Here is a 13,302-nt window from a genome sequence, read left to right on the forward strand (position 1 = left end):
AAACACCATGCGCCTGCGAATCCAGCACACCACCACCTATCGCTACGAGCCGCCGGCCACCAGCGTGATCCAGATCTTGCGCATGACGCCCGGCAGCCATGACGGGCAATATGTGGCGGAATGGCAGATCGATGTCTCCACGGACACCAAGCTCGACACGCATGAGGATGCGTTCGGCAACGTCACCCATGTGCTGTCCTGCGGTCCCGTCGGCGACATTCAGATCATCGCCGAGGGCTTGATTGAGACCCACGACACCGGCGGCGTGCTGCGCGGCGCGGACGAGCGCTTTCCGGCCGGCATGTTTCTGCGCCAGACCGACCTGACCCTGGTCAATCCGGCGATGCTGGCGGTCGCGCGGCAGTTGCGCAGCGAGGCCGAGAGCGACACGCTCGGCTTCCTGCACACGCTGATGACCGAGATCAGCGATCACATGACCTTTGACGAGGACCCGACCAACAGCGGGACCTCCGCGGCCGAGGCGTTCGCGCTCAAGCGCGGCGTCTGCCAGGATTACGCGCACATCTTCATTGCCTGCGCCCGCAGCGGCGGGGTGCCGGCGCGTTTCGTCTCCGGACATTTCCTGCGGTCGGACGGCACGGTGCATCAGGACGCCGGCCACGCCTGGGCCGAGGCCTACGTGCCTGATCTGGGCTGGATCGGCTTCGACCCCGCCAACAGCATCTGCGCCACCGACGCCCATGTCCGCGTCGCGATCGGGCTCGACTATCTCGGCGCCGCTCCAGTGCGCGGCACCCGCTATGGCGGCGGCACGGAGACGCTGACGGTGGCAGTCAAGGTCGAGCAGGCCGGCCGCGGCGGGCAGTCGCAATCACAATCGCAGTGGCAGGGCTAGGCGCAGCCGTCCGATCGCACGCGCTGTGTTACACTCGCGGGGATCAGATCTGCCCCACGAGGACCCCATGGCAACCGTCAAGCTGCTTTCGGACGATGAGCTCTCCACCGAAGCGCGCGCCGTTTTCGACGACATCCGCAAGGTGCGAAAGTCGGATTTCGTCAACAATTTCTGGCGCGCGCTGGCGCATGATCCGAAGACGCTGCGGCGAACCTGGGAGAGCATCAAGGAGGTGATGGCTCCCGGCGCGCTCGATCCCAAGGTCAAGGAGATGCTCTATGTCGCGGTCTCGATCGCGCATGGCTGCAGCTACTGCATCCATTCGCACACCGCCGCCGCGCGGGCCAAGGGCATGACCGAGGCCGAATATGGCGAGCTACTCGCCATTGTCGGCATGGCCGCCGAGACGAACCGGCTGGTCACGGCGCTCGGCGTGCCGGTGGATGAGGCGTTTCTGGTTGATGCGGCGGACAGACAGAGTTGACTGTCATTCCGGGGCGCGCGCAGCACGAACCCGGAATCCATCGGGCGGCAAGGTGCGTAGATGAATGGATTCCGGGTTCGCGACTTCGTCGCGCCCCGGAATGACAAGCGGAATCGGGGGTTGGACCGGCCGGCGAAATTGGCTAGTAATTCCGCGCAAACGCGTTCGGGGACTGGAAATGACCTATTGCTGCGGAATCCTGGTTCGGGACGGTCTGGTGATGATCGCCGATACCCGCACCAATGCCGGCCTCGACAACGTCTCGACCTTCCGCAAGCTGCACATCTTCTCCAAGCCGGGCGAGCGGATCATGGCGATCGCCAGTGCCGGCAACCTCGCCATCAGCCAGTCGGTGCTGTCGACGCTGACCGAGGGCCTAGAGGATCCCAACACAGGCGAACTCGAGACGCTGATGAACGCGCCGACCATGTTCCAGGCCGCCCAGCGCATCGGCCGGGCGATCCGGGCGGTGCACGCGACCGAAGGGCCGGCGCTGAAATCCGAGGACGTCTCCTTCGACGTCTCCTTCCTGTTCGGCGGCCAGATCAAGGGCTCGCGGATGCGCCTGTTCATGGTCTACACCGCCGGCAATTTCATCGAGTGCACCACCGACACGCCGTATCTGCAGATCGGCGAGCACAAATACGGCAAGCCGGTGCTCGACCGCGCCATGCACTATGACGTCGAGCTCTATGAGGCGCTGAAGACCGGCCTGATCTCGATGGATTCGACCATGCGCTCCAATCTCGGCGTCGGCCTGCCGATCGACGTGCTGGTGGTGCGTTCCGATGCCTGCGAAGCCGATCTCAACCACCGCATCGAGGCAGGCGAGCCCTATTACCACGATCTGCGCTCGCGCTGGTCGGCGGCGCTGCGTGCCGCGCATCAGAACATTCCGCGGCCGCCCTACAAGAACGACAAAGAACCCAAAACCTGACACCGTCAGAAAAGGCAGGAAACGATGAGTGAAGCAAAGAAGATTGCATTGGTGACGGGCGCCGGCACTGGTGTCGGACGTGCCGCGTCCCTGGCGCTGATGAACACCGGCTTCACCGTGGTGCTCACAGGCCGCCGGCTCGACATGTTGGAGGAAACCGCGAAGCTCGGCCCCGCGGGCAAGAGCCTCTGCGTCACCGCCGATATGACCAAGCCGGATTCCATCGCCGCGCTGTTCGACAAGGTGAAGGCGACCTACGGCCGGCTCGACGTGCTATTCAACAATGCCGGCATGGGCGCACCCGCCGTGAACTTCGAGGATCTCAGCCTGGAGCAGTGGCAGGCGGTGGTGAACACCAACCTCACCGGCCCGTTCCTGTGCACCCAGCACGCCTTCCGCATCATGAAGGACCAGACCCCGCGCGGCGGCCGCATCATCAACAACGGCTCGATCTCGGCGCATGCGCCGCGGCCGTTCTCGGCGGCCTACACCTCGACCAAGCACGCCATCACGGGCCTCACCAAGGCCTCGAATCTCGACGGACGCATGTATGACATCGCGGTCGGCCAGGTCGACATCGGCAATGCCGCAACGCCGATGACGGACCGCATGGTCAACGGCCCCGGCGTGCTGCAGCCCGACGGCACCACCAAGCACGAGCCGCGCATGGACGCCAAGGCGGTCGGCGATGCCGTCGCCTACATGGCCGGCCTGCCGCTCGATGCCAACGTGCTGACCATGACGGTGATGGCGACCAAGATGCCGTTCGTGGGGCGGGGCTAGCCGGTCCTGTGCCCGGACGCAGCGCGGCATGAAATGACGCGCTGCTGAGCCGGGGCCCATCTCTCGCCGACGTCGCTCGCGGTCACATGGGTCCCGGCTCGGCGGCGCACCGCTTGCGCGCGGCCCGCGTCCGGGACACGAGACCTTCCCCCTACTCCAGCGTCTGCACCTTGCGCAGGCTCGGAAACAGCTTCATCCAGAGCAGCGCCACGGCGACGGTGGCAACGCCGCCGAGCACGGCGGCCGGCATGGCGCCGAGCAGCGCGGCTGCCACCCCACTCTCGAACTGACCGAGCTGGTTCGAGGCATTGATGAACAGGAAGTTCACCGCGCCGACCCGGCCGCGCATCTCGTCCGGCGTCGAGAGCTGCACCAGCGAGAAGCGGATCACGACGCTGATCGTGTCGGCCGCGCCGAGAATTGCGAGCGCGAGCACCGACAGCCACATCCAGGACGACAGGGCGAACACGATCGTGGCGAGACCGAACACGATCACGGCCTGGAACATGCGCAAGCCCACGTGCCGCGAGATGGCGTGGCGCGCCAGCACCATGGTCATCAGGAGCGCGCCGACCGCGGGCGCTGCACGCAAGACGCCGAGCCCGACCGGGCCGGTCTGGAGGATATCGCGGGCATAGATCGGCAACAGCGCGGTGACGCCGCCGAACAGCACCGCGAACAGATCGAGCGAGATGGTGCCGAGGATCGCAGGATTGCTGCGGATGAAGCGGACGCCCGCGAAGATATTGTCCGAGCTCGTTCCCTCCTTCGCGATCGCCTGTGGGCGCGGATGGATGAAGCCGGTCAGGATCATCCCGAGAATCCAGAACAAGACCATGACCGCATAGGCAAGAGGCGGCGCCACTGCATAGGCGAAGCCGCCGAGTGCCGGACCTGTGATGGTTGCGACCTGCGCCGCGCCGCTGGAGACCGCGGTGGCGCGCTGGAGCGAGCCCTCCGGCGCGATCAGCGGCAGCAGCGCCGCCGTGGTCCGGCTCTCGAAGGCGCCGGCGATGCCGAGCACGAAGGTCGCGATGAAGATCTGCACCTCGCTGGCCGCGCCGAGATAGGTGATGAGTGCGAGATAGAGCGCGGTCGCGGCTTCCGCGAGCTGGCACAGCTGGACGACGCGCTTGCGCTCGTAACGGTCGGCGGCATGGCCGGCGACGAACACCAGGAACGCGGTGGGGAGGAACTGGACGAGACCGACCATGCCGAGGTCGAAGGCGGAGCCGGTGAGATCGTAGATCTGCCAGCCGATAGCGACCGCCGCGATCTGGCTGGAGAAGCGCGACAGGCTGCGCGAGAGGAGGAAGAACAGGAAGGCCCGGTGGGAGAGCAGCGCGCGGGCGCTGACCGGCGGATGTCCCGATATTGGCTGCTCTGGCATCGCCTCTTGGATCGTCTTCTGGGTCACCCTTGGACGACCGCCCCCTGATCTTCTCGTGCCCCCGCGTGACTGAGGCTGAACGGCTTGTCAACAGCGGGACGTCTCCCGCATTGCCCGGCATTGCCTTTGCATCGCAGGCGCGGCCATAATCATTGGGGGTTTTGGGGACATCATGCTGCGCCTGCAATCGGCACTCGGCATTTTCGCATTGCTGCTGGTCGCCTTCGCGCTCGCGGAGAACCGCCGTGCCGTCTCACTGCGGCAGGCGGCGATCGGCCTCGTCGCGACCTTCGTCACAGCGGTCGTGCTCCTGAAGCTGCCGATCGTCGCGCGCGCCTTCGGCGCCATCAACGAGGCGGTCGGAGCGATCTCCGCAGCCTCGCGCGCCGGCTCCTCGTTCGTGTTCGGCTACGTCGGCGGCGGCACCCTGCCGTTCGATCTGAAAGTGCCGGGTGCCGATTTCATCCTGGCGTTCCAGGCGCTGCCGATCGTGCTGGTGATGAGCGTGCTGACGACGCTACTGTTCTACTGGCGCGTGCTGCCGCCGATCGTGCGCGGCATGGCCTGGCTGCTCGAGCGCACGCTGGGCGTCGGCGGCGCGGTGGGGTTGTCGACCGCCGCCAACATCTTCCTCGGCATGGTCGAGGCGCCGCTGTTCGTGCGGCCGTATCTTGCGCAGATGACCCGCAGCGAGCTCTTCCTGGTGATGACCGGCGGCATGGCCGGCATCGCGGGCACCGTGCTGGTGCTCTATGCGACGTTCCTTGCCCCCCTCATCCCCGACGCAGCCGCGCATTTCGTCATCGCCTCGGTGCTGGGCGCGCCGGCTGCGATCCTGGTTAGCCTGATCATGGTGCCGGAGACCTCAGACAAGCGCACCGGCGGTTCGCTGGAGGATCCCGAGATGGAGCTCTCCGGCACGATGGATGCGATCGTGAAGGGCACGAGCGCGGGGATCGAGCTCCTGATCAACATCGTCGCGATGCTGCTGGTGCTGGTGGCGCTGGTCTATCTCGTCAACGCCGTGCTCGGCTTGCTGCCGAACATGGGCGGCGCCGCGATCTCGTTGCAGCGCCTGCTTGGCCTCGCGATGGCGCCCGTGTGCTGGCTGATGGGATTGCCGTGGGATCAGGCGGTGACGGCCGGCAGCCTGATGGGCACCAAGACCGTGCTCAACGAGCTGATCGCCTATGTCGACTTCTCCAAGCTGCCGCCCGAGGCGCTCGATCCGCGCTCGCGCCTGATCATGCTCTATGCGATGTGCGGCTTCGCCAATTTCGCCAGCCTCGGCATCATGATCGGCGGCCTCGGCGTGATGGCGCCGCAGCGGCGCGAGGAGATCAACGCGCTCGGGCTGAAGTCGATCGTGTCGGGGACGCTGACAACGTGTCTGATGGGCGCGGTGGTGGGGGTGTTGGCGTAGGTCCTGCGCCGTCATGCCCGGGCTTGTCCCGTCATCCACGTTCTTTCTCTGCGGCCAAGACGTCCATGCCCGGGACAAGCCCGGGCATGACGACAGAGAGACCGGCGTGGCGTCGTCACCTACGCCTTCAGCTCCACGGTCTTGAACTCCGCCGGCAGGATGACTTCCAGCAGTTCGACGTCGTCCGAATAGTCCAAAATCATGTGCTTGATCTTCGGCGGCTGGGTCCAGGCGCTGCCTTCCTTCATCAAGGTCTCGCCCTGCCCCTCCATATAGGTCTTCACCCAGCCCTTGAGCACATAGACCATCTGGAATTCGACGTCGTGGAAGTGCAGCTTCGACACTGCGGCCGGATCGCAGGGACCTTGCAGGCGGATGACGTGAGCTTGCGCGAGGCCGTGGCTCGCTTCGGCAATGCCGAGGTCGCGGTACTTGGCGTAGGCGCGCAGGCCGTCGGCCTTGAAATCTTCCTCGCGGTGATGGCTGATCGCGATGCGTTGCTTGGGACGCGCGAGCTTCTTCGGTGCGGCCGCGCCCGCCTTCGCCTTCACGGCCTTGCGCGCCGGGGATCGCGCCGCGGTCTTGACGCCGCTCCGCTTCTTCAGTGCGGTCTTCGTTGCGGGTCTTGATGCCTTTTGCCTGGCCATTGTCTGCCTCCCTGTTTGAGCCGCGTCCACCGGATGGGTCCATCCCGAAGACAGACTATCCAGTCTTGGAGGAAGCAGCAATTGTCGCGGACGAGTTTGTAACCCCCTGACGATCCGGTCGGCCGAAGCTTGTCCGAAGCTGTCGTGGCGAACGGCCGTCGTCTCGTCCTGGTTGTCACGCTGAACTAGTCTTGCCGCGAGATTCTGGGGGAATTGATTCATGGGCAACAGCGTCGGTCAGCGTGCATTTCACAAGGCCCGGCTCGAGAAACGGCAAAAAGCCGAGATCCTGCCAATGCTCGGGCACGCGTTGCAGCTGCACAAGATGGGGCTTCTCCCCGAGGCTCAGACCGCCTATCGGCAGCTCCTGCAGCTCGCGCCCAACCAATTCATCGCACTGCACATGCTCGGCATTCTGGAGTCCGATGCCAAGAACTATCAGCAAGCCGAAATCCTTTTGAGCCGAGCGGTTGCCGTGGATCCGCGATCTGCCGATGCTCATATGAGCCTGGGCGTCGCCCTCAACGGACTACGGCGTCACGACGCGGCCTGCGCGAGCTATCGAAAGGCCCTCGCCTTGCGGCCCAACCACGCCGTAACCTTCTCCAATCTCGGTAATGCGAGCGTGGCCCTTGAACTTCACGAGGAGGCTTTGCACAGCTACGACAAGGCGCTTGCGCTCAACCCGGATCTTGCCGAAGCCCATAACGGCCGGGGCTGGGCGCTCTGCCGCCGGCGCAACTATGACGAGGCCATCGCAAGCCTGAACCGCGCGCTGTCGATCAAGCCCGATTATGCGGCGGCGCTCGCAAACCGCGCCATCGCTTTGCGGGAACTTCAGCGGTTTGACGAAGCCCTGGCGGACGCCAATCGGGCGATCGCGCTGGCCCCCGACGACGCGAATGGTTGGCTCGCACGAGCCGGCGTGCTGCTCCAGATACAGCAAATTGCCCAGGCGTCGCACGATTGCGAGCAGGCGCTCGCGATCGATCCCAGTTCGATTCAAGCTCACATGATACAGGGCCTTTGCCTCGCCGGACTTGGCCGGGTCGACGAGGCCCTCGCCAGTTTCGACAGGGCGCTCGACATCCAGCCTGACCTGCAGAGCGCGATCTCCAACAAGATATTCACGCTCGACTTTGCGGAGGACGCCACCGTCGAACGGCATCAGCAAGCGCGGCAGGTGTGGTGGGAGCGTGTCGGTTCGAAGATCGCCTCCGAATCGTCGGCGCCTCACGACAACAGCCGCGAGCCGGACCGCCGTCTGGTGCTTGGTTATGTCTCGTCGGATTTCAACGCGCATTCAGCCGCGTTCATCTTCAAGCCGGTGCTGGAGCACCATGACCGGACGCAGTTCGAGATCGTGTGCTACGCCTGTTCGTCGAAAATGGATGCGACGACGAGCGAGTTCAAGAAAATCGCCGATCGCTGGCGTGACGCTTCGCAATGGACCGACGATCGTCTCGCGGCCGAGATCCGCGCCGATGGCGTCGACATCCTGATCGATCTGTCCGGCCACACCAGAGGAAACCGCCTCGGCGTGTTTGCGCGCAAGCCGGCGCCGATTCAGGTGCACGGCTGGGGCCATGGCACCGGCACCGGGCTGCCGACGATCGATTATCTGTTCTCGGATCCCGTCGCCATTCCGTCCGCGGTCCGGCATTTGTTTGCGGAAACCATCGTCGACCTGCCGTGCTTCGTGACGCTGGCGCCTCTGCCCGACGGGATTGCGCGGACACCGGCGCCGGCGATGTCGAACGGCTTCGTCACGTTCGGCGTCTTCAACCGCATCAGCAAGATCTCGGACGAGGCCGTGGACGTCTGGTCCAGGATTCTCGAGCGGGTGCCGGGCTCACGACTCCTGATCAAGGATGTTGCGCTTGACGATCAGCTGGTCCGCGGCAATCTGCTGGCGCGGTTTGCCGCTTGCCGATTGCCGGCCGAACGCGTCGATCTGCTCGGAGCCACTTTGCGAAGCGAGCATCTGGCTTCGTTCAATCGCGTCGATATCTGCCTCGACCCGTTCCCGCAGAATGGCGGCGTCAGCACATGGGAAGCCCTGCAGATGGGCGTGCCAGTGGTGGCGAAGCTCGGAAGCAGTCTGCCCAGCCGCGCCGCCGGCGCCATCCTCACCGCACTCGGCCTGCCGGACTGGGTCGCCGACAGCGAGGAGGCCTATGTCGAGATCGCGGCAACCCGTGCAGCCGGGATCGCCGACCTCGACAGATTGCGCCGCGACTTGCCCGGACGGATCAACGCCTCGGCTGCCGGCAACGCCTTCTCATATGCGCGCGGGGCGGATGCCGCATACCGCGCGATGTGGAAGCGCTACTGCGACCGCGGGGCCTGATCGCTCAATGCAGCCGGAACACGCCGTCCACAGCGCGCAGCTCGGTCGGCTTGATCAGCTTGGAATGCGCCACAGTGACTGAATGGAGCGGACCGTCGAGCTTTTCCTGCCAGAACGCCAGGAAATCCTTCAGCGCCGGAAATTTCGGAAACATGTCGTAATTCTGCCAGACGTAGGTCTGGAGCAGCGAGGGATGATCCGGCATGCGATAGAGGATTTGCGCCGTCGTCAGCCCGTAACCCAGCATCTGTTTCCGGAAGTCCTCGGAAACGCCCCCACTCCGCAGTCCCATGCCAAACCTCCTTTGCAGGAGCGCATCGAGGGGCGGCTTGGTCGGTGTGCCCTAAGAGCCACCCGGTCCTGATGCGCTCACATGAGAGAAATGTGACGCAAACTGACAACCCATCTCAAGCCCAAAAGTTTAACAAGCTGTTGAAATTCAACGCGTTAGCAGCAGATGTAGCACCGTGCTAATACGGGCGCGGTCTCGGTTAACGCTAGGAAATAGATTCTGGCAGTCCGTGCTTCCGGGTGCTGATTTTTCTGCTAGAAGCCCTTGCCCCCGCAAAATTCCTGTCCTATTTCAGGCTCGCCCGTGCTAGCACTCACGGGCATCGATTGCTAACAATCTTGAAATCTCAACCCGAGCAAATGCTTAGGAGGACTGCATGAAATTCCGTCCGCTTCACGACCGCGTCGTGGTCAAGCGCATCGACGCAGAAGAGAAGACCGCTGGCGGCATCATCATTCCCGACACTGCCAAGGAAAAGCCCTCCCAGGGCGAAGTCGTCGCCGTCGGTCCCGGTGGCCGCGACGAAGCTGGCAAGCTGATCCCGATCGACCTGAAGATCGGCGACCGCGTGCTGTTCGGCAAGTGGTCCGGCACCGAGGTCAAGATCGACGGCCAGGACCTGCTGATCATGAAGGAGAGCGACGTGATGGGCGTTCTCGAGGTCACCGAGTCCAAGAAGAAGGCGGCTTAAGAGCCCCTCTCCTCCCTCCAGTCAAACATCTCAAGGAAAATTCCAGATGGCAGCCAAAGAAGTCAAATTCTCGGTTGAAGCGCGCGACAAGATGCTGCGCGGCGTCGATGTTCTCGCCAACGCGGTGAAGGTCACGCTCGGTCCGAAGGGCCGCAACGTCGTGCTCGACAAGTCGTTCGGCGCTCCCCGCATCACCAAGGACGGCGTCACCGTCGCCAAGGAGATCGAACTCGACGACAAGTTCGAGAACATGGGCGCGCAGATGGTGCGCGAAGTCGCCTCCAAGTCCGCTGACGCGGCCGGCGACGGCACCACCACCGCCACCGTGCTTGCCCAGGCGATCGTGAAGGAAGGCGCCAAGTCGGTCGCTGCCGGCATGAACCCGATGGACCTCAAGCGCGGTATCGACCTCGCGGTCGAGGCCGTCGTTGCGGACCTCCAGAAGAACTCCAAGAAGGTCACCTCGAACGACGAGATCGCCCAGGTCGGCACCATCTCGGCCAACGGCGACCAGGAGATCGGCAAGTTCCTCTCCGACGCCATGAAGAAGGTCGGCAACGAGGGTGTCATCACCGTCGAGGAAGCCAAGTCGCTCGAGACCGAGCTCGACGTCGTCGAGGGCATGCAGTTCGACCGCGGCTACATCTCGCCCTACTTCGTCACCAACGCCGACAAGATGCGCGTTGAGATGGACGACGCCTACATCCTCATCAACGAGAAGAAGCTCTCCTCGCTGAACGAGCTGCTGCCGCTGCTCGAGGCCGTGGTGCAGACCGGCAAGCCGCTGGTCATCGTCGCCGAGGACGTCGAAGGTGAAGCGCTCGCGACCCTGGTCGTGAACCGCCTCCGCGGCGGCCTGAAGGTCGCGGCCGTCAAGGCTCCGGGCTTCGGTGATCGCCGCAAGGCCATGCTGCAGGACATCGCGATCCTGACCGGCGGCCAGGCGATCTCGGAAGATCTCGGCATCAAGCTCGAGAACGTCACGCTCAACATGCTCGGTCGCGCCAAGAAGGTGATGATCGACAAGGAGAACACCACGATCGTCAACGGCGCCGGCAAGAAGGCCGACATCGAGGCGCGCGTGGCCCAGATCAAGGCGCAGATCGAGGAGACCACCTCGGACTACGACCGTGAGAAGCTCCAGGAGCGTCTCGCCAAGCTCGCGGGCGGCGTCGCGGTGATCCGCGTCGGCGGCGCGACCGAGGTCGAGGTGAAGGAGCGCAAGGATCGCGTTGATGACGCGATGCATGCGACCCGCGCGGCTGTCGAGGAAGGCATCGTCCCGGGCGGCGGCGTCGCCCTGCTCCGTGCCTCCGAGCAGCTCAAGGGCCTTCGCACCAAGAACGACGACCAGAAGACCGGCGTCGAGATCGTGCGCAAGGCGCTGTCGGCGCCCGCTCGCCAGATCGCGATCAACGCCGGTGAAGACGGCTCGGTGATCGTCGGCAAGATCCTGGAGAACAAGGCCTACAATTACGGCTTCGACTCCCAGACCGGCGAATATGCCGACCTCGTCAAGAAGGGCATCATCGACCCGACCAAGGTGGTCCGGACCGCGATCCAGAACGCAGCCTCGGTTGCAGCTCTGCTGATCACCACGGAAGCCATGGTCGCCGAGCTGCCCAAGAAGGGCGGCGCCGGCCCCGCGATGCCCCCCGGCGGCGGCATGGGCGGCATGGACTTCTAAGGTCCAGCCATCTCAGGGACTACGAAACCCCGGCAGCGATGCCGGGGTTTTTGTTTTGGGGCAAACGCTCTCCGCTCGTCATTCCGGGGCGCGCCCCTCTTGGGCGCGAGCCCGGAATGACTGGGCTTGGACGGCCGCACTTCACTCCACCTTCCCCAGCCGCTCCATGTGCGGCTCGCCGTCTTCGTCGAGCGACCAGAAGATCCGCGTCACCTTGCCGACGAGATTGTCCATCGGGATGAAGCCGAACGACGACATCCGGCTGTCAGTGGAATTGTCGCGGTTGTCGCCGAGCACGAAGAAGTGGCCAGGCGGCACCGTGAAGACATTGGTGTTGTCGAGGAAGCCGTTGTCGATGCAGTCGTAGGTCACATAGGACGTGCCGCTCGGCAGCGTCTCGCGCCAGCGCTTGACCTTGATGCTGCCATCTGAACCGCAGGCAGTGCCGGCCAGCCCGTATTCGAGCGCGACGCGCGTCACCGGTCTCTCATTGAGGAAAAGCTGTCCCTGCCGCATCTGGATGCGGTCGCCGGGCAGCCCGATCACACGCTTGACGTAGTCGGCAGAGCCATCCTTCGCGGTCCGGAACACGACGATGTCGCCATGTTCGGGCTCGGCGGCAAAGACGCGGCCCGAGATCCAGGACGACGCGAAGGGAAAGGAATAACGGCCATAGCCATAGGCACTTTTCGAAACGAATACGTAGTCACCGACCATCAGCGTCGGCGACATCGAACCGGAGGGGATGTTGAACGGCTGGTACAGGAAGAAGCGAAACAGGAACGGCGGCGACCACAGCACCGGGATCAGCAGGATCAGGATGAGGATCGCCTTCCATTCCCGCGATTGCGCCGACGACCGTGCCGGCCGGATCGTGTCCTGAAGAATGGTCATGCAGCTGCCCTGGTCAAGTCCGTGTCGTCAAGAGATTACGCAACTCTTGCGCGCGTGCAATCCTAGCTCTGATTTTTGTCGCACGGGCCCGGCAACGCGTTCATAACAGATCACGACAGGTACGCGACATCTGCTGGAAACTTGCCCGCACCCAGTCGATCGTCACGCGGGTCGCGGCATCGCGTTTGAGATGGTTCTGCACGAGCAGCCAGACATCGCGCCTCCGGTGCCGACTTCACCCCGCCGGCTCTTGCCGACGCCGCGCTGGTGCTGATCGACATCCAGAACGAATATCTGGCGGGCCCCCTCGCCCTGCCCGATGCCAAGCCTGCAATTGCGCGGGCGGCCGCGCTGCTGGCCCGAGCGCGCGAGCGCGGATCTGCGATCATCCACGTCGCCCATCGCGGCAAGCAAGGCGGCCTGTTCGATCGCTCCGCCGATCGCGGCGCCATCGTCGCCGAGCTCAGCCCCCTCGCGAATGAGCTCGTGATCGAGAACGAGCTGCCGAACGCCTTCGCCGGCACCAATTTGCAGGCGCAACTCGCCGCGAGCGGACGCAAGAACATCGTGCTGGGCGGCTTCATGACGCATATGTGCGTCAGCTCCACCGCGCGTGCTGCTCTCGATCTCGGCTTTCGCACGACCATCGATGCGGATAGCTGCGCCACCCGTGATCTGCCCGATGGACGCGGCGGCGCACTGGACGCCCGGACCATCCACGAGGTCGCGCTGGCCGAGCTCTCGGACCGCTTCGCGATCATCGCGCGCGGCGACGCGCTGGCGTGAACGCGTAATCTGGACTCGGACGACGTGGCGCGCAAGTTGTGGCTTGTTTTCGTCGAGCGCTGATCGTGCCATGATCGTGCCG

13 protein-coding genes are annotated in these 13,302 nt (G+C 64.5%); 9 read left to right on the forward strand and 4 right to left on the reverse strand.

What is annotated here, in order from left to right:
* The first annotated feature begins 7 nt into the window (after positions 1-7).
* The 4 genes from LPJ38_RS30265 (at position 8) to LPJ38_RS30280 (ending at position 3,060) form a co-directional block, all read left to right on the forward strand.
* Positions 8-856, forward strand: coding sequence for a transglutaminase family protein (locus LPJ38_RS30265; RefSeq protein ID WP_145640548.1), 849 nt, complete (start codon positions 8-10; stop codon positions 854-856).
* Between the two features lie 67 nt (positions 857-923).
* The gene (locus LPJ38_RS30270) at positions 924-1,340 is read left to right on the forward strand and encodes a carboxymuconolactone decarboxylase family protein (RefSeq protein WP_145640545.1); all 417 of its coding nucleotides are present in this window, start codon (positions 924-926) and stop codon (positions 1,338-1,340) included.
* Between the two features lie 178 nt (positions 1,341-1,518).
* Positions 1,519-2,277, forward strand: coding sequence for a proteasome-type protease (locus LPJ38_RS30275; protein ID WP_145640542.1), 759 nt, complete (start codon positions 1,519-1,521; stop codon positions 2,275-2,277).
* A gap of 24 nt (positions 2,278-2,301) precedes the next feature.
* Complete coding sequence (locus tag LPJ38_RS30280; RefSeq protein ID WP_008563019.1) at positions 2,302-3,060, forward strand: SDR family oxidoreductase; 759 nt, start codon at positions 2,302-2,304, stop codon at positions 3,058-3,060.
* 151 nt (positions 3,061-3,211) lie between these two features.
* Here the strand turns inward: LPJ38_RS30280 and LPJ38_RS30285 are convergent, their stop codons facing one another.
* The gene (locus LPJ38_RS30285; protein WP_145640540.1) at positions 3,212-4,450 is read right to left on the reverse strand and encodes an MFS transporter; all 1,239 of its coding nucleotides are present in this window, start codon (positions 4,448-4,450) and stop codon (positions 3,212-3,214) included.
* A 172-nt stretch (positions 4,451-4,622) separates the two neighbouring features.
* Between LPJ38_RS30285 and LPJ38_RS30290 the strand changes: the two genes are divergently transcribed.
* Positions 4,623-5,873: a NupC/NupG family nucleoside CNT transporter gene (locus tag LPJ38_RS30290; RefSeq protein ID WP_145640537.1), complete on the forward strand. Its 1,251-nt coding sequence runs from the start codon at positions 4,623-4,625 to the stop codon at positions 5,871-5,873.
* A gap of 119 nt (positions 5,874-5,992) precedes the next feature.
* Here LPJ38_RS30290 and LPJ38_RS30295 read toward each other — a convergent pair whose 3' ends face one another.
* The gene (locus LPJ38_RS30295; RefSeq protein ID WP_145640535.1) at positions 5,993-6,520 is read right to left on the reverse strand and encodes a cupin domain-containing protein; all 528 of its coding nucleotides are present in this window, start codon (positions 6,518-6,520) and stop codon (positions 5,993-5,995) included.
* A 220-nt stretch (positions 6,521-6,740) separates the two neighbouring features.
* Between LPJ38_RS30295 and LPJ38_RS30300 the strand changes: the two genes are divergently transcribed.
* On the forward strand, positions 6,741-8,870 hold the full coding sequence (locus tag LPJ38_RS30300) for an O-linked N-acetylglucosamine transferase, SPINDLY family protein (RefSeq protein WP_145640533.1): 2,130 nt from the start codon (positions 6,741-6,743) through the stop codon (positions 8,868-8,870).
* Positions 8,871-8,874: 4 nt separating this feature from the next.
* Here the strand turns inward: LPJ38_RS30300 and LPJ38_RS30305 are convergent, their stop codons facing one another.
* Entirely contained in the window at positions 8,875-9,162 is a 288-nt protein-coding gene (locus LPJ38_RS30305) for an usg protein (protein ID WP_060736469.1), read from the reverse strand.
* Positions 9,163-9,538: 376 nt separating this feature from the next.
* Here LPJ38_RS30305 and LPJ38_RS30310 point away from each other — a divergent pair, with 376 nt between their 5' ends.
* Both LPJ38_RS30310 and groL read left to right on the forward strand, forming a co-directional pair.
* The gene (locus tag LPJ38_RS30310) at positions 9,539-9,853 is read left to right on the forward strand and encodes a co-chaperone GroES (RefSeq protein ID WP_145640531.1); all 315 of its coding nucleotides are present in this window, start codon (positions 9,539-9,541) and stop codon (positions 9,851-9,853) included.
* Between the two features lie 46 nt (positions 9,854-9,899).
* The gene (groL, locus tag LPJ38_RS30315; RefSeq protein ID WP_060736470.1) at positions 9,900-11,540 is read left to right on the forward strand and encodes a chaperonin GroEL; all 1,641 of its coding nucleotides are present in this window, start codon (positions 9,900-9,902) and stop codon (positions 11,538-11,540) included.
* 141 nt (positions 11,541-11,681) lie between these two features.
* Here the strand turns inward: groL and lepB are convergent, their stop codons facing one another.
* Positions 11,682-12,434: a signal peptidase I gene (gene lepB / locus LPJ38_RS30320; protein ID WP_145628388.1), complete on the reverse strand. Its 753-nt coding sequence runs from the start codon at positions 12,432-12,434 to the stop codon at positions 11,682-11,684.
* 267 nt (positions 12,435-12,701) lie between these two features.
* Here lepB and LPJ38_RS30325 point away from each other — a divergent pair, with 267 nt between their 5' ends.
* Positions 12,702-13,220: a cysteine hydrolase family protein gene (locus LPJ38_RS30325; RefSeq protein WP_231088451.1), complete on the forward strand. Its 519-nt coding sequence runs from the start codon at positions 12,702-12,704 to the stop codon at positions 13,218-13,220.
* Positions 13,221-13,302 lie beyond the last annotated feature (82 nt).

Origin of the sequence: Bradyrhizobium daqingense, assembly GCF_021044685.1 — a bacterium.
GTDB classification, from domain to species: domain Bacteria; phylum Pseudomonadota; class Alphaproteobacteria; order Rhizobiales; family Xanthobacteraceae; genus Bradyrhizobium; species Bradyrhizobium daqingense.

Excerpts from the sequence above, each read along its gene's own strand:
- LPJ38_RS30280 (WP_008563019.1), top strand. The coding sequence starts at position 2,302 with ATGAGTGAAGCAAAGAAGATTGCATTGGTGACGGGCGCCGGCACTGGT.
- LPJ38_RS30295 (WP_145640535.1), bottom strand. The coding sequence starts at position 6,520 with ATGGCCAGGCAAAAGGCATCAAGACCCGCAACGAAGACCGCACTGAAG.
- lepB (WP_145628388.1), bottom strand. The coding sequence starts at position 12,434 with ATGACCATTCTTCAGGACACGATCCGGCCGGCACGGTCGTCGGCGCAA.
- groL (WP_060736470.1), top strand. The coding sequence starts at position 9,900 with ATGGCAGCCAAAGAAGTCAAATTCTCGGTTGAAGCGCGCGACAAGATG.
- LPJ38_RS30305 (WP_060736469.1), bottom strand. The coding sequence starts at position 9,162 with ATGGGACTGCGGAGTGGGGGCGTTTCCGAGGACTTCCGGAAACAGATG.
- LPJ38_RS30310 (WP_145640531.1), top strand. The coding sequence starts at position 9,539 with ATGAAATTCCGTCCGCTTCACGACCGCGTCGTGGTCAAGCGCATCGAC.
- LPJ38_RS30290 (WP_145640537.1), top strand. The coding sequence starts at position 4,623 with ATGCTGCGCCTGCAATCGGCACTCGGCATTTTCGCATTGCTGCTGGTC.
- LPJ38_RS30275 (WP_145640542.1), top strand. The coding sequence starts at position 1,519 with ATGACCTATTGCTGCGGAATCCTGGTTCGGGACGGTCTGGTGATGATC.
- LPJ38_RS30300 (WP_145640533.1), top strand. The coding sequence starts at position 6,741 with ATGGGCAACAGCGTCGGTCAGCGTGCATTTCACAAGGCCCGGCTCGAG.
- LPJ38_RS30270 (WP_145640545.1), top strand. The coding sequence starts at position 924 with ATGGCAACCGTCAAGCTGCTTTCGGACGATGAGCTCTCCACCGAAGCG.
- LPJ38_RS30285 (WP_145640540.1), bottom strand. The coding sequence starts at position 4,450 with ATGCCAGAGCAGCCAATATCGGGACATCCGCCGGTCAGCGCCCGCGCG.
- LPJ38_RS30265 (WP_145640548.1), top strand. The coding sequence starts at position 8 with ATGCGCCTGCGAATCCAGCACACCACCACCTATCGCTACGAGCCGCCG.